Source organism: Mesorhizobium sp. ZC-5 (assembly GCF_025753855.1).
In the GTDB taxonomy this organism is placed as follows: domain Bacteria; phylum Pseudomonadota; class Alphaproteobacteria; order Rhizobiales; family Rhizobiaceae; genus Neomesorhizobium.
The window spans coordinates 1-15309 of record NZ_JAOWPT010000020.1 but is presented as its reverse complement, the minus strand read 5'-3'; the positions used below and the strand labels follow the sequence as shown (position 1 = coordinate 15309).

Annotated in this window: 13 protein-coding genes, 2 tRNA genes and 1 pseudogene; 4 read left to right on the top strand and 12 right to left on the bottom strand. The window is 61.6% G+C overall.

What is annotated here, in order from left to right:
- The first annotated feature begins 181 nt into the window (after window positions 1-181).
- Window positions 182-1861: a tetratricopeptide repeat protein gene (locus OHD58_RS28840; protein ID WP_263807051.1), complete on the top strand. Its 1680-nt coding sequence runs from the start codon at window positions 182-184 to the stop codon at window positions 1859-1861.
- Between the two features lie 51 nt (window positions 1862-1912).
- Here OHD58_RS28840 and OHD58_RS28835 read toward each other — a convergent pair whose 3' ends face one another.
- Window positions 1913-4066, bottom strand: coding sequence for a mechanosensitive ion channel family protein (locus OHD58_RS28835; protein ID WP_263807050.1), 2154 nt, complete (start codon window positions 4064-4066; stop codon window positions 1913-1915).
- Between the two features lie 485 nt (window positions 4067-4551).
- On the opposite strand from OHD58_RS28835, the gene OHD58_RS28830 reads away from it, so the two are divergent.
- On the top strand, window positions 4552-5643 hold the full coding sequence (locus tag OHD58_RS28830; protein WP_263807049.1) for an efflux RND transporter periplasmic adaptor subunit: 1092 nt from the start codon (window positions 4552-4554) through the stop codon (window positions 5641-5643).
- Window positions 5640-8735, top strand: coding sequence for an efflux RND transporter permease subunit (locus OHD58_RS28825; protein ID WP_263807048.1), 3096 nt, complete (start codon window positions 5640-5642; stop codon window positions 8733-8735). The genes OHD58_RS28830 and OHD58_RS28825 overlap by 4 nt, the downstream gene beginning before the upstream one ends.
- A gap of 258 nt (window positions 8736-8993) precedes the next feature.
- On the opposite strand, the gene OHD58_RS28820 is transcribed toward OHD58_RS28825, so the two are convergent.
- From OHD58_RS28820 to OHD58_RS28775, 10 genes are all read right to left on the bottom strand, one after another.
- Window positions 8994-9069, bottom strand: a tRNA-Phe gene (locus tag OHD58_RS28820).
- A gap of 142 nt (window positions 9070-9211) precedes the next feature.
- On the bottom strand, window positions 9212-9427 hold the full coding sequence (gene yacG, locus OHD58_RS28815; protein WP_263807047.1) for a DNA gyrase inhibitor YacG: 216 nt from the start codon (window positions 9425-9427) through the stop codon (window positions 9212-9214).
- A 73-nt stretch (window positions 9428-9500) separates the two neighbouring features.
- The gene (locus OHD58_RS28810) at window positions 9501-10130 is read right to left on the bottom strand and encodes a Maf-like protein (protein WP_263807046.1); all 630 of its coding nucleotides are present in this window, start codon (window positions 10128-10130) and stop codon (window positions 9501-9503) included.
- Between the two features lie 50 nt (window positions 10131-10180).
- A complete protein-coding gene (gene infA, locus OHD58_RS28805) occupies window positions 10181-10399 on the bottom strand; it encodes a translation initiation factor IF-1 (RefSeq protein WP_006200926.1) in 219 nt (72 codons plus the stop codon).
- Window positions 10400-10487: 88 nt separating this feature from the next.
- Window positions 10488-10928 (bottom strand): low molecular weight phosphatase family protein, encoded by a 441-nt coding sequence (locus OHD58_RS28800; protein ID WP_412177316.1) that lies wholly within the window; start codon window positions 10926-10928, stop codon window positions 10488-10490.
- Between the two features lie 38 nt (window positions 10929-10966).
- On the bottom strand, window positions 10967-11452 hold the full coding sequence (locus tag OHD58_RS28795; RefSeq protein ID WP_263807043.1) for a UPF0262 family protein: 486 nt from the start codon (window positions 11450-11452) through the stop codon (window positions 10967-10969).
- A gap of 6 nt (window positions 11453-11458) precedes the next feature.
- Window positions 11459-12751: a histidinol dehydrogenase gene (gene hisD / locus OHD58_RS28790; protein ID WP_263807042.1), complete on the bottom strand. Its 1293-nt coding sequence runs from the start codon at window positions 12749-12751 to the stop codon at window positions 11459-11461.
- Window positions 12752-12767: 16 nt separating this feature from the next.
- Window positions 12768-13202, bottom strand: coding sequence for a DUF2948 family protein (locus OHD58_RS28785; protein ID WP_263807041.1), 435 nt, complete (start codon window positions 13200-13202; stop codon window positions 12768-12770).
- A gap of 109 nt (window positions 13203-13311) precedes the next feature.
- Entirely contained in the window at window positions 13312-14604 is a 1293-nt protein-coding gene (murA, locus tag OHD58_RS28780; protein ID WP_263807040.1) for a UDP-N-acetylglucosamine 1-carboxyvinyltransferase, read from the bottom strand.
- A 141-nt stretch (window positions 14605-14745) separates the two neighbouring features.
- Window positions 14746-14976 (bottom strand): hypothetical protein, encoded by a 231-nt coding sequence (locus OHD58_RS28775; RefSeq protein WP_263807096.1) that lies wholly within the window; start codon window positions 14974-14976, stop codon window positions 14746-14748.
- Window positions 14977-15075: 99 nt separating this feature from the next.
- Here OHD58_RS28775 and OHD58_RS28770 point away from each other — a divergent pair.
- Window positions 15076-15150 (top strand) — tRNA-Thr (locus OHD58_RS28770).
- Window positions 15151-15190: 40 nt separating this feature from the next.
- On the opposite strand, the pseudogene OHD58_RS28765 reads toward OHD58_RS28770, so the two are convergent.
- Window positions 15191-15309, bottom strand: a pseudogene (locus OHD58_RS28765) (3-oxoacyl-ACP reductase); the annotation flags it as partial.

Genomic DNA, 15309 nt, shown 5'->3' with positions numbered 1-15309 from the left:
CGGATTCGGCAAATGACGACCATTCGAGCTTGGCGTCGCCATCCCGAATGGTCGCTTCGCCGACTAGATCGACCTGTTCGTCGAACTAGGATGGCAAGCGGAAGTGAGGGGTGCCATGCAAGTCAACACATTGCGCTGTGATATCGCGCCGGACGAGCCGGCGATCACAGAGCGGGAGACCATGGCTGAACTGGAGAGGGTTCTCTCCGACCCCGAGTTTCGCTCGACGGAGCGAAACAAGAATTTTCTCCGCTATGTCACCGAACAGATGCTCCAGGGCGGGGAGAACAAGGTCAAGGCTTATTCTATCGCGATAGACGTTTTCGGCCGTCCGGAGAACTTTGATCCGGCGATCGATCCTATCGTGCGTATTGAAGCGACGCGGCTGCGCGCATCCCTTACGCAGTATTATGAACTTCATGGACAGGACGGTGGCCTTCGAATTGATCTCCCAAGAGGACGCTATATCCCTGCCGTCAGCCGAATTCCCGCAGGCGATCGCGCTGAAAGCCGGATATCTCCGCCAGGCGGCCAATTCGCCCGGGCCTCGGGTATAGACCGAGGTTTCCAATTCTCTCGGCTGAAACCTTCCGCCAGATTGATCCGGGCGACCATTTCGATCGGTGCCGTTGGCGGATTTTTGCTGGGTTCCTACGTTCTGTTCCAGATATTCGGCCAGCAGCCGAGCGTGACATTTACTGAAAAGCCCAGCGTCACGATCGACATGAGGTCGGCCGGTGAAAGCTTCGATGGCGACGCCCAGAAGATGCGGGACGCGCTCATGGTGGCGCTGTCGCAATTCCAGACGCTCAAGGTGCTTGTGCTTCCCACCGGTAACGATTTGTCGGTCGATACCCAGTTGCGCACGTCTTCGACAATCACGTCGCCGCAAGGCCACTATCAAGTCGTGATGAAATATCTTCCGGGCGAACCGGCGCGATCGGTCTGGTGGCAGGTCATCGACTTGCACAGCGGCGAAGCGCTGATCTCGCGAAGCGAAACCGCGCCGGATAGCGAACAGCCTGCCGGGACACTAGTCGGCCTGCTGGCGAACCAGATCGCCGGTGTCGAAGGTGTTATCAACAACAGTGAAGCGCGCCGCGACTTCGCAGGCTCGTCACTCGGGAACGGATGTGTGCTGCGTTCGTATCATGCCATCCGATCGCACGAATCCGAAGCCTTGGCGCAGGCCAGGGTTTGCCTGGAGCAGACTCTGAAGCGCCGGCCGGGCGACGCGGACGCGCACGCCGCTCTTTCCACCGTGCTTCTGGCCAGCCCACCCGAGGCGACGAGCGGGCTGTCTGCTCGCGCCCTCGAACTCGCCAACAGATCGGTGGCATTGGCGCCCCATTCGGCGTCGAGTGCCTTCGCGCAGATGTCGGCGCTGTACCGGTCGGGGCAAATCGAGGCGGCCATCCTCGCTGGGCGTCGAGCCGTTTCTCTCAATCCGAACGACGCCAGGGCCTTGGCAAGGCTTGGTCGAATACTCTGCATAACCGGCAAATGGGAAGAAGGTATCTCTCTCGTGTTGAAGGCCGATCGGATCGACAAGACCTCCTATCGCGATGTGGATATCGCGCTGGCGATGGACGCTTATCGCCGCGGCGCGTTCGAAGATACATTGACCCGTCTATGGCAACGGCAGGATGCACCTTGCTGCGACGTCGAGGTTCTGCGCACGGCAGCTCTCGGACAGCTTGGCAGAAAGCAGGAGGCTGAAGCGGCGGCGGAAGCGCTTCGAAATTCACGTGTGGGATTTGAGGGATATTTTCGAAACGATATGGCGGCGCGCCGTTTCGAAGCCGAATTCGTCTCCTCGCTTGAGACGGGCCTTTCGAAGGCTGGTCTGTACGTTCAATAAGCCCGAAACCACCCGCACGATGGCCGTCTTCTGTAAGGCTGCTGCGGCGGCCTAACCTCCCGCAATCTCGGTGGCTTTCTTGCGCATCATCGCGGAGGTCGCCGCGGCAGCTCCTGCCGTCTTGTTATCGCCTCCCACCTGGACCGTCGGCTGGGCGAATTCGATGCCATTGTCCATGAAAGCCTGCCTGATCATCGTGTAGGCGCGACGCCGCACCACCGACTGATGCCCGGGTCTGACCCTGAAGGCGAAGCTAATCTCGATGCCGAAGTCGCTGAACTGCTCGACGCCCTTCATCTTCACCGTTTCCAGTATTTCTTGGGCGAGTTCCGGATCGGCTTTCAGTTCGGCGCCGACGCTCTTCGCCAGCTTCTTCACCTTCGGAATATCGGTGTCGAACGGCACGCGGATCACGAACTTGTCGATCACCCAGTCGCGACTCATGTTTTGTACCGCGCCGAGATCGCCGAATGGCACCGTGAACACCGGACCGCGATGGTGTCGCAACTTCACCGAGCGAAGGCTGAAAGATTCGACGGTTCCCTTGTAGCTGCCGCTCTGGATGTACTCGCCGACGCGGAAGGCATCGTCCAGCATATAGAACACGCCGCTGATCACATCCTTGACCAGTGTCTGCGAACCGAAACCGATAGCCACGCCGAATATGCCGGCGCCGGCGATCAGAGGGGCTATTTGTACGCCGAGACCGGAAAGAACGATGAGGACCGCTACGGTAGCAATGAAGACACCAAGCATGTTGCGGAAAATCGGCAGCAATGTCCGCAACCGGCCTCTGCGAGCAGCCTCAGCGGGGCTGACGGACCCGTCTGCCGTCGCCATTTCGAGCTTCTGGCCGATATAGGCTTTCGCCAGATGCCACAGCAGGTCGGCGACGAGCAGGATTATGATGCCCTGAAGCAGGCCGCGCATGATCCCGCCAGCCGTAGTGCCGTCCTCGGTCAAGGCGTTGGGGTTCAGGCGCCAGATAGCGGCAAGCCACATGACGGCGAGCAGGACCACCAACGCCCGGACTCCGCGTACGATTATCACGGCCCGGAACGAATGCGCCGAAGCAGGGTTCCCTCGATCTCCGGCAATCGCGGCGGCAACCTGGCCGGCGATCGCCAACAGGCGCGGCAAGAGCAGCGCGTAAATGCCGAGCCACAGAACGCCATTGAGCCCAGCCACCCAAAGGCCCCAAAGTATGACGAGATAGATGCTGAGCAGCCAATTTCGTGTGCGCGATGACTGTCCGGTCTCAAGCGTGTTCGGACGCTTCCAAAGCATTTCGAGCGTCAGCAGCACCAGCAAGATCCCCGCCAGATAGGAGAGGAGACTTCTCACATCAGGTGAGAAGCCCAGCGCCGCGAGGAGACTGATTGAAGCCCAGGCGGCCATGAAATAGCCGGTGAAGATGATCAGTCTTCGGTACCAGAAGCGTGCCTCCGTGTCGGTAATGGAAACAAGCCGGGAGGGCTTGCCGGCGGCCGCCGCCTGGCTTGTGTCGATGTGGGGGGCAAGCAGGATCCTGCCGATCGCCAGAACCAAGCGCACGACGATGAAGGCGACCAGATAGGTCATGACCACGAGGCGCAGCAGCGGCGGCCACGAGAATGAGAGGAAGATTCCTGCGCTGACCAGGGCGAAGACGATGAGCGGGGCCAGTTCCGAAAGCAGAACGGCGGCGAGGTCCGAGCGGGGGGAAACGGCCTGGTCGCTGTCGTTCCCCGTCCTCAGCACTGTAAGCCGGAATAGCCATTCGGCGCCGAACCCGAGTACGAGCAGACCGGCGAACAATATGAGGACTGTTCCGAATCCACGATTGTTGATCTGTGTCTGCACAACCTGGACGGCGTTCACCGCCTCGCCTGGGATGCGCGGAAACGCATTGACGAGCTTGTCGAGATGCCCACGGATGCCGTTCTCCCATGTGGCGATCTGCGTTGCCACCGGCAGTTCCGGTTCGGTTGCAGTCGGTTCGGCTGCCTTGAGTGCCGCGCGGACTTCGGGATCGTCCAGTAGCCGGATCAATTCCTGAATCTTCGGGTTGGAAGCCGCCCCCTCGCTCGCCGAACCTGCGGTTGGCTGCTCCGTTTGCGCGGCCGACGCGCCGGCCAGCGCCGTCAGGCAAACCAGTGACACCAGCGCTATCCAGCACAGCGCGGACCAAGACGGCTTCATCCTGCTGGCGCGGTTCGAAATCATGCCGACCTCCCATACGTTGACGAGCTGCGCACCAATGGGCCGGCCAGCCTGTAGTCGAACCGGATTTTGCGGCTTCCTGATCGCTGGGGTGAGTACGTAACGGTAAATTGTCGGCCAGTCCGGCAACGATGCCTTCGAGGATGAGCGAGCCGGCAAACAGAATGCGCCGCGAAAGTGAATGCCTCGCCTTCACGCAGAACGATGTTCGATATAAGCGCCTGTAACGGTAACGTACTCCATTCGAAATCGCCAAAATGTGAGTGTCCTCCGGACAGTGTACGAAAGACGAGGAATCCACTATGAAGACGGCCAGAAAATTATGGACCGGTCTGTCGTCCGCCACCTTGATTACGATGGCGCCTGCCGCCAGGACCTGATGGCGGGCAAACGCCAATATTGAACAGCTTGCCGCCGCGGCATTCTGTTCGCTCGGCGAGTTACAGCAATGATTGATCCGGATAAGGTCAAGGGGTGAGGGCAGCGGAATGCTGACATTTCGGATTGGCGTCACATACCAGCTTGCGGCTGTTGCGTTCACGTTGTTTCTCTACGGATGCAGCGAAGAGAAAGTAGAGGCTCCGCCGCCTCGAACCGTGCGGGTTATGGAGGCAAATCCGCAGGAGATGCTGCTGTCGGCGCAGGCGAGCGGCCAGATCGAAGCCCGCTATACCAGCAGTGTTGGTTTCCTGGTGTCCGGGAGATTGATCTCGAGGAATGTCGACGTTGGTGCCATGGTCGCCGTCGGCGACATGCTCGCCCAGATTGATCCCACGGACTTCCGCAACAAGGTCGAGGCTTCGCAGGCGCAACTGAGCGCCGCGCAGGCGGATGTCGACCAGGCCGCGCCGCAGGAGGTCCGATACCGCAAACTGCTCAGCCAGGGATTTACGACCCAGGCCGACTACGACGTCGCGCTGCGTGCCCTTCAAAACGCGCAGGCGAACCTCAAAGCCGCGCAGGCGAACCTCCGGCTCGCGGAAGATCAGCTCAAATATACGCAGTTGCTGGCGCCCACCGAAGGCGTCGTGACCCAGACGGGCGCTGATAACGGGCAAGTTCTCCAGGCTGGCCAAATGGTGGTTCAGATCGCCCGGCTTGACGAGCGCGAGGCGGTATTTTCCGTCTCTCCCCAGCGGATCGCTTTCGCGCACCCCGGCATGTCGGCGCAAGTTTGGCCACAGGATACGCCGGACGCAAAGATTGCCGGGTCGATACGCGAGATCGCTCCGAACGCCGATCCGGTAACTGGAACCTATACCGTCAAGATTTCGCTGCCGAACGCGCCGGCGTCCTTGCGGCTTGGGACCATTGTGACCGGACGGGCGGAGGTCGAGGGCGGGGTCATGACCCGCGTCCCGGCGACCGCCCTGCTGCAGACCGGGGAGCAGCCGCAGGTCTGGGTCGTCGCGCAGCCCGACAACACCGTCAAGAAAACACCCGTGACCGTGGTTCGCTACGACACCGACGCCGTCACCGTTTCCAAGGGCTTGGTCAAAGGCGATCTCGTGGTGGTGGCGGGCGTCAACTCCCTGGCCGAAGGTCAGCAGGTCACCCTGCAGAAGGTGGCCGGTCCATGAACAGTTTTAATCTGTCGGAATGGGCGGTCCGCCACCGGATCCTCGTCCTTTTCTTCATGCTCTTATGCCTGGCTGCCGGCGTAATGTCGTATACGCGGCTTGGACGCGAGGAGGATCCGGAATTCGCGGTCCAGACGATGATCGTGCAGACGGTGTGGCCAGGCGCGACAACCGCCGACACCATGCTGCAGGTTACAGACGCGATCGAGAAGAAGCTCCAGGAAACGCCGAACCTGGACTACGTGAAGAGCTATACCAAGCCCGGCGTATCGGTCGTCTACGTCAATCTACTACAGTCGATGGATCCGGCCGACATTCCCTGGACCTGGTACGAGGTCCGCAAGAAGGTCGCCGACATCAAATATACCTTGCCTCCGGGCATTCAGGGACCGTACTTCAACGACGAATTCGGCGATGTCTTCGGCATCATCTACGGCCTTACCTATGACGGGTTTTCGCTACGCGAGACGCGCGACTTCGCCGAGATCGCCAAGGCTGCCTTCCAACGGGCGCCAGACGTCGACAAGGTCGAGATATTCGGCGACCAGCAGGAGAAGATCTATCTTTCCTTTTCACCCGCCAAGCTGGCCGCGCTCGGTCTGAATTTCAACGAAGTCCTCACAGCCGTTGCCGAACAGAATGCGGTGGTTCCCGCCGGCGTCATCAATACCGAGAATGAGGATATCCTTGTCCAGGTCTCGGGGGCGCTGGTCGATGCTGCCAGCGTCTCGAAGATCGACCTCTTCATCAACAATCGCTTCTATCGGCTGGCAGATATCGCCACGATCGAAGATGGATATGTCGATCCTCCGACCAAGATGTTTCGGGTCAACGGCAAGCCGGCGATCGGCATCGGCGTCTCGATGCGTTCCGGCGGCAACAACCTGGAGTTCGGGAAGGGCCTCGACGCGGTCGCCCGGCAACTCAAACAGCAGTTTCCGGTCGGCATTGACGTCAACCTGGTTTCCAATCAGCCCGACGTCGTGAAGGAGGCGATTGGAGGATTCACCAAAGCGCTGGGCGAGGCCGTCGCCATCGTGCTGGTGGTGAGTTTTCTCAGCCTCGGGATACGCGCAGGCCTTGTCGTGGCGCTTTCCATTCCGCTTGTGCTCTCCATCGTATTCATAGGCATGGAGTATATGCAGATCAGCCTGCAACGCATCTCGCTGGGCGCTCTGATCATTGCGCTCGGTCTCCTGGTCGACGATGCCATGATCACGGTCGAGATGATGGTTTCGAAGATCGAGGAAGGCTTCGAGAAGATCAAGGCCGCGACCTTCGCCTATACGTCAACCGCGTTTCCGATGCTCACCGGCACTCTTGTCACGATCTTCGGCTTCTGGCCGATCGGATTCGCCGAGAGCAATACGGGGCAATACTGTTTCTCGCTGTTTGCGGTGATCGCGATCGCCTTGATCAGCTCGTGGTTCGTGGCGGTCGTGTTCTCGCCCGTCATTGGCGTGACGGTGCTTCCGGCGCATGTGCCCAAGCACGGCGCGGATACTGGGCCAGGCCCTTTCATGCGTGCCTTCCACGGCGTGCTGACATTTTGCATGCGTTTCCGCTATGTCACCATTATCGCGACCATCGGCCTGTTCGTGCTTTCGATTTACGGCCAGAATTTCGTGCAGCGGCAGTTCTTCCCGTCTTCTGATCGGCCGGAACTGGTGGTCACCATGGATCTGTCGACGAATTCTTCGATCTTTGCCACGCAGGCGAAGGTCGATGAGGTGGAGAAGCTCCTCGAAGGAGACGAGGATGTCGACCACTATTCGGCCTATATCGGAGGCGGCGCCATCCGCTTCTACCTGCCCCTCGACGTGCAACTCGACAATGATTTCATTGCCCAGTTGGTCGTGGTGGCCAAGGATCTGGATGCCCGTGATCGCCTGAAGGTAAAACTGGACAGGGCATTCGAGCAGGGCTTCGACGACGTTACCGTCAGGGTCTCCCGGCTCGAGCTCGGTCCGCCCGTCGGCTGGCCTGTACAGTATCGCGTCAGCGGCAACACGCCGGAAGAGGCCCGGCGCCTTGCGGAGGACGTCGCCAACGCCCTGCGCCAATCAGGCGTTACCAAGCTGGTGAACTTCGACTGGAACGAAAAAAGCAAAACGCTGCGCCTCGTCATCAATCAGGACAAAGCGCGCCAGGTGGGGCTCAGTTCCCAGAGCCTGTCGCAATCGCTCAACATGATACTCGACGGGCAGGTCGTTACGCAGATCAGGGATTCGATATACCTGATCGATCTGACGGCCCGGGCCACGGATGCCGAACGTGGCTCGCTCGATGCGCTGCGCAATCTGCAGGTGAGCCTGCCAAACGGTCAGTCGGTGCCGCTTAATGAGATCGCAACGCTCGATTACACCCTTGATGAGGGCTATCTATGGCGTCGCGACCGGCTGCCGACAATCACCGTACAGGCGGACATGCCCGACGGCTTCGAGGCACCGACAGTCTACAGCCGCCTGCGTCCGGCAATCCAGGAGATTGTGAAGACGCTTCCGGCGGGAGCGCGCGTGGTAGAGGGCGGCACGGTGGAAAAGAGCGCCCAGAGCAATGCTGCTCTGATAGCTCAGCTTCCCATAATGATTGCGCTGATGCTGATTGTGCTGATGATACAATTGCAGAGCTTCCAGCGCCTTTTCCTGGTGATCAGCGTAGCGCCTCTCGGCCTGATCGGCGTCGTTGTCGCGATGCTGACCACAAGTACGCCGATGGGTTTCGTCGCCACGCTCGGCATCATCGCGCTGGCGGGCATGATCATCCGCAATTCGGTGATCCTGATCGACCAGATCGAGCACAACCGCAATGCCGGAATTCACCCCTGGCACGCAGTGACGGAGGCGGCCCTGCACCGCTTCCGTCCGATATTGCTGACGGCTTCGGCTGCGATTCTCGGCATGATCCCGATCATGGGCGACGTATTCTGGGGTCCGATGGCCTATGCGGTGGTCGGCGGCCTTGCCGGCGCCACCTTGCTGACGCTGCTTTTCCTGCCTGCCCTATACCTCGCCTGGTTTCGAATCCAGGAGCCCGGCGACGTAAATCAGCGCGAAGCGCCAATCGGAATTGATAACGCCTTGGAGGTTTGATCCCGGGACTTGATATGCGGTCCGGGATTGCGGCGGCGTGCTGAATCGAGCGAGGTGGCTCGAAGTGTCCTTCGCGTCGCCGCCAACTTAAAATCCGTTTGGGAAAGTGTCGGCCGCCGAAGCCACCGCTTCCGGGGAGGTCGCCTGCCACCAGATGCGCCAAAGTGCGATGAGATCGTCGAAAGCGATGATCTTCAGCCCGTATGGAGGCGGCAACGTTCGAGGCTCGGCGGAAGGGAATGTCGAGAGAAGAGGTAATGGTGCCCAGAGGCGGATTCGAACCACCGACACGCGGATTTTCAGTCCGCTGCTCTACCAACTGAGCTATCTGGGCCTGCCTTCGTCGACAATCGGGTTTGGTATCCCGATCCGCGGCAGCCTTGCGCCACCGCCCGAAAGCGCGTGGGTTATAGCATGAGAATCCGGACTGTCCAGCCACCGGCAAACGATTTGCAGGCCGAATTCCGTTCTCCGGATCAAGCCGGCGTTTGCGGCCCGCCGGAGCCCTCGCCGCCGGGTTCTTCCTCGTCGTCGCGCACCGGTATCGCATAGCCGCCGGAGAGCCAGCGATTGAGGTCGATGTCCTTGCAGCGGGTTGAGCAGAACGGATAAAATTCCCGCACCGAGGCCTTGCGGCATATCGGACAGGGGTGCTTGGGGCGAAGCGGCGTGATTTTTGCGGATTGTGCCATGCGCGGAACTTGCAACGTTGTCTGGAAGCCCGGACCCGGTTTCTGAAGGGGCTGATCGTCGGAGAAAGATAGGTCAGGTTTTCGTGCCGGACAGCCAGTTGAAATGCACCGGAAAGCCTTCCCCGGTCAAAAGACCCACGGTTTCGTAGAGCGGAAGCCCGACGACATTGGTGTAGGAGCCGACCAGCTTCACGATGAATGTGCCGGCCAGCCCCTGGATCGCGTATCCACCCGCTTTGCCGCGCCATTCGCCAGACGCGAGATAGCTCTCCAGTTCCTCGCGCGACAGCCGCTTGAAGCGTACCCGGGTCTCGATCAGCTTCTGGCGTACCTTGCCGGCTGGCGTGATCAGGCAGATCCCGGAATAGACGCGATGCGAACGCCCCGACAACAGCCGCAGGCAGTTCGACGCTTCGTCGATGAGTTCGGCCTTGGGCAGGATGCGGCGGCCCACCGCGACGACCGTATCGGCGGCAAGGATGAAGGACCCGGCGGCCTCCGGATCGGCCTTCAATCCTTCGAATGCCCTTTCCGCCTTGCCGCGCGAAAGACGCTTGGCGAGCGAACGCGGATGTTCGGCCCGCAGCGGCGTCTCGTCGATGTCGGCGGGGAACAGCCGGCTGGGCTCGATGCCGGCCTGCTGCAAAAGCTCGATCCGGCGGGGCGACCCTGAGGCAAGCACCAGCTTCTGGAGGACGCTCATCGTGGTCAGTGATCCTGTCGGCTGAAGCTGCGCGGCAAGCGCGCCACCGCCTACTTGAAGCGGTAGGTGATACGGCCCTTGGTCAGGTCGTAGGGCGTCATCTCGACGAGAACCTTGTCGCCGGTGAGAACCCGGATACGGTTCTTGCGCATGCGGCCTGCGGTGTGGGCGATGATTTCGTGTTCATTTTCGAGTTTGACCCGGAACATGGCGTTGGGCAGCAGTTCCGTCACAACACCCGGAAACTCGAGGACTTCTTCCTTCGGCATTCGATACCTTTGTTTGGATGGTTTTCCCCGGCACGCGGGCCGGAATTGGCGCGGAACCTATATGATTATGGGTTCTTTGTGAACACGCTTATTCTTCTGCATTCCCCGGCGCCCGCAGGCCGAACCGTCCGGCGATCCGCGCCTTGAGCCGCTCGCGCACATCACGGTACGCCGCCATGATCTGCTCGCGTGTTCCAGTGGCCGTGGTCGGATCGGCGGTCGGCCAGTATTCCACCTCGACCGCCATCGAGCGCGTCAGTTCGAGCGCGGCGTGATGGGCTTCCGGCGCAAGCGTCACGATCAGGTCGAAATAGTCGTCTTCCAGGTCATCGATCGTCCGCGGCTGCCGGTTGTCCAGCGACAGCCCGTCTTCGGCAAGCACGGCGTCGACAAACGGGTCGCGCGCCCCGGCGTGAACGCCGGCCGAGGCGACGAAGACGGTGGCCGGAAGCGACTGCCGCGCCAGAGCCTCGGCGATCGGTGAACGCACCGCATTCATGCCGCACATGAACAGCACCGACCTTGGCATGTCCGCCAGGTTCTGCTCCGGGCCGGATGCCATCCGGATCAGCCGCGCCAATGCAGGACGCAGACGAGCGTGAAAAGGCGCCGCGCGGTGTTGAAGTCGATGTCGATCTTGCCGGAGAGCCGGTCCATCAGGGTCTGTGACCCCTCGTTGTGCAGGCCGCGTCGGCCCATGTCGATCGCCTCGATATGGCTCGGCGTCGACGAGCGGATTGCGTCGTAGTAGCTCTCGCAGATCAGGAAATAGTCCTTCACGATGCGCCGGAATGGCGTCAGCGAAAGGATGTGCGTGACCACGTCCTCGCCGTTCTCGCGCGAGATTGCGAACACCAGCCGGGCCTCCATCAGCGAGAGCCTAAGTCTATAAGGTCCGGCACCCTGGTCGCTGACCGGGCAAAAGCTGTTCTCTTCGATCAGGTCGAAAATGGCGACGGCGCGCTCATGCTCGACGTCGGGCGTCGACCGGCCGATCGATTCGTCGAGTTCGATGTCGACCAGCCTTGCCTTGTCGGTGCCGCTCGCCGCCATTGCCGCCTACATGTTCAACCGGATGGCGACGGAGCGGCCATGAGCCTCCAGCCCCTCGGCCTTGGCGAGCGCGATCGCCGCCGGCGCGAGCTGGCGCAACTGTTCGGGGCCGAGCTTGAGGACCGATGTCCGCTTCATGAAATCGAGCACCGAAAGGCCGGACGAAAAGCGTGCCGACCGTGCCGTCGGCAGCACGTGGTTGGAGCCGCCGACATAGTCGCCGATGACTTCCGGCGTGTGGCGGCCGAGAAATACCGCGCCGGCATTGCGGATGCGCCCCAGGAAGGCTTCGGCGTCGTCGATCGCCAGTTCGAGATGTTCCGCGGCGATGCGATCGACCAGCGGTGGGGCATCGGCGATCCGCTCGACCAGGATTACCGCGCCGAAATCGCGCCAGCTCGCGGCTGCGGTTTCGGCGCGCGGCAGAAGCTGCAACTGGCGCTCGACGGCTGCCTCGACGGCGCGCGCGAAACCGGCATCGTCGGTGATCAGGATGGATTGCGCGGCGGTATCGTGCTCGGCCTGCGCCAGAAGATCCGCCGCGATCCAGTCCGGATCGTTGGCTCCATCCGCGACGATCAGCACTTCCGAAGGCCCGGCGATCATGTCGATGCCGACGGTTCCGAAGACCTGGCGTTTCGCGGCCGCGACATAGGCGTTGCCGGGTCCGACGATCTTCACCACCGGCTTGATTGTTGCCGTGCCATAGGCAAGTGCCGCCACGGCATGGGCGCCGCCGACGCGGTAGATTTCGGAGACGCCGGCGAGATCGGCCGCCACCAGCACCAGTGGGTTGATGACGCCGGCGGGAGCCGGCACGCAGATCACGATGCGGTCGACGCCGGCGACCTTCGCCGGGACCGCGTTCATCAGCACCGAGCTCGGATAGCTTGCGGTGCCTCCCGGCACGTACAGGCCCACCGATTCGATCGCCGTCCAGCGCGAGCCGAGTTCGACGCCGATCGGGTCGGTGTAGCGGTCGTCCTGAGGACGCTGGCGCCGGTGATGCGCATGGATGCGGTCGCGGGCGAACTTCAGCGCCTCGACCGTCTCGGCATCGGCTGCTTCGTAGGCGCGCTCAATATCTTCACGTGACACCGCGATGCCAAGCTCAGCAAGGTCGGCACGGTCGAATTTCAGCGAATAGGCCCGCAGTGCATCGTCGCCGTCGGCGCGCACCGTATCGATGATCTGGCGCACGGCCAGGTCCACGTCGGCGGAAACCTCGCGCTTGGTGGTCAGGAACGTCGCGAAGCGCGCCTCGAAATCGTTGTCGGCCTGGTTGAGAGTGATCGCCATGGTGGTGCTGCCCGTGTCAGGCTCGGTGGCTTGGCAGCGAGGAAGCTTCCCAGGCGCTGCCGAGGTCGGCGAGGCGCGCCTCGATGCATTCCACGCTCAGCCTGATCGTGCCGCCTCCCGAAAAGTCGAGCTGGATGGTGCCGGCCGGCGCCTCGGCGCCTGCGAAACGGATCGCCAGCAGGGAGAGCACGTCGGCGGGCTTGTTGCGGTCTATTCCCACCAGCTTCACCGCAAGCACCCGGTCGAAATGCAGGACGCTTTGCCGCCTTTCTGCGCGCTTGCGAAGCACCCCGGACACCGTCTCCCACGCAAAGCGGTTCATGGCGATGACGAAACGCTTGCTGTTGGGCAGGAATTCCAGGTCGCCGATCTTCATCACGGCGTCCTGGACATGCGCCGAGATGATGTTCAGGTCCTGTTCGTCGAGGGCGACAAGCTTGAGCTGGTCCATGGATATCGGCGCCTTGTCCGGAACTGCATGTTTCCGGCCTTGTTAGGCGGTCTTCGGGTGCGGTGCAACCGATAGCGGCGCCCCGCACCGGGATGCGAGGCGCCTGTGGTCAGGCGGAGATGCGCTCGATCGTCGCCCCGCAACCCGACAGTTTTTCCTCGAGCCGCTCGAAGCCGCGGTCGAGATGGTAGACGCGGTTGACGGTGGTCTCACCCTCGGCGGCCAGGCCCGCGATCACCAGCGAGACCGAGGCGCGAAGATCGGTCGCCATCACCGGTGCGCCCTTGAGCTTCGAGACGCCCTCGACGATTGCCGTCTGTCCGGCAAGCGTGATGTGGGCGCCGAGGCGCGCGAGTTCCTGCACATGCATGAAACGGTTCTCGAAAATCGTCTCGGTGATACGCGACTTGCCCTCGGCCATGGTCATCAGGCCCATGAACTGCGCCTGCAGGTCGGTCGGGAAACCCGGAAAAGGTTCGGTCGTGATATCGACCGGCGAGATGCCGGCGCCGTTGCGCTTCACCCGGATACCCGAATTGACCGGGATGATCTCCGCGCCGGTCTGTGCGATCACGTCGAGGGCACCTTGCAAAAGGTCGGGCCGGGCGTTTTCCAGCGTCACGTCGCCGCCTGTCATGGCGACCGCCATGGCGTAGGTTCCAGTCTCGATGCGGTCGGGAATGACCGCATGGCGGGCGCCCGAAAGCGAATCGACGCCGTCTATGGTGATGGTTTCGGTGCCTGCGCCATGGATTTTGGCGCCCATTGCGTTGAGGCAGTCGGCGAGGTTGACGATTTCCGGCTCGCGCGCCGCGTTTTCCAGCACCGTCTCGCCCTTGGCAAGGCTCGCCGCCATCATCAGCACATGAGTGGCGCCGACCGAGACTTTCGGGAAGACGTAGCGGTTGCCGGTCAGACGGCCGTTCGGCGCCCTGGCGTTGATGTAGCCGCTGTCGATGTCGATCTCGGCGCCGAGCTTCTGCAGTCCTTCGATGAACAGGTCGACCGGCCGCGTACCGATGGCGCAACCGCCGGGCAGCGACACGCGGGCCTCGCCCATGCGGGCCAGCAGCGGTCCGATGACCCAGAAGCTGGCACGCATCTTGGACACCAGTTCATAGGGCGCGGTGGTGTCGACGATGCTGCGCGCCGTGAAATTGATGGTGCGGGCATAACCCTCCTGCTGCTTCTCGCGGCGGCCGTTCACCGAATAGTCGACGCCGTGATTGCCGAGAATGCGAATGAGCTGCTCCACGTCCGCCAGATGCGGCACGTTTTCGAGCGTCAGCGTATCGTCGGTCAAAAGCGACGCGATCATCAGGGGCAGGGCGGCATTCTTGGCGCCCGAAATCGGTATACTGCCGGTCAGTTCATTGCCGCCGACGATGCGGATGCGATCCATGTGGGGAGCATTTCTCCAGGCGGATGCCTGGTTTCAATCGGTTGAGGTTTGCCGGCTCGTCTAGACTATCGGGCCGTGTGGTTCAAGGAATTGTGTTTTTGCGCCTGCCGCCCACCTTCTCTGGTGGATGCCGCCGGCCAATCAGTCATTCGAATTCGTCTTGCTTGCCGCGATCCCCTCGGGCCTGGAATCGGCGTTACCGGTCCGCCGCGACCGCGACTGCGCCTTCCGTTTCTGCAGATTGGCACGCAGTTCCTCGGCGAGCCGGGTCTTGCGCATGTCCTGCTGTTTGTCCTTATCAGCAATGTCCTTGGCCATCGACAGGCGGTCCCCCGCGAGATAATTGCCGTTGCCGACGAAACTATACCGCATTGTGGCTGTCCCATGGCCACTGCTGCAAGATTTCAACAATATGCACACATCGCTTGCGCAGGCAGGATTGATATGGCAGAAGGCGCCGCATTCACTTTTGCTGCCGTAGCTCAGTGGTAGAGCACTCCCTTGGTAAGGGAGAGGTCGAGAGTTCAATCCTCTCTGGCAGCACCAGTCTACCGCCTTGAAATCATTGAAACCGCGCTTGGCCCCATCAATAGGTGCAGCGGCCACCTGAAAGGTCAAAGACCGACGCAGTTGTGAAGCTGTTCTCGCGGCTGACCAGCCATGCGACCATCGCTGCCGCCTCGTCCACTTCGAGGAATCGGCCAC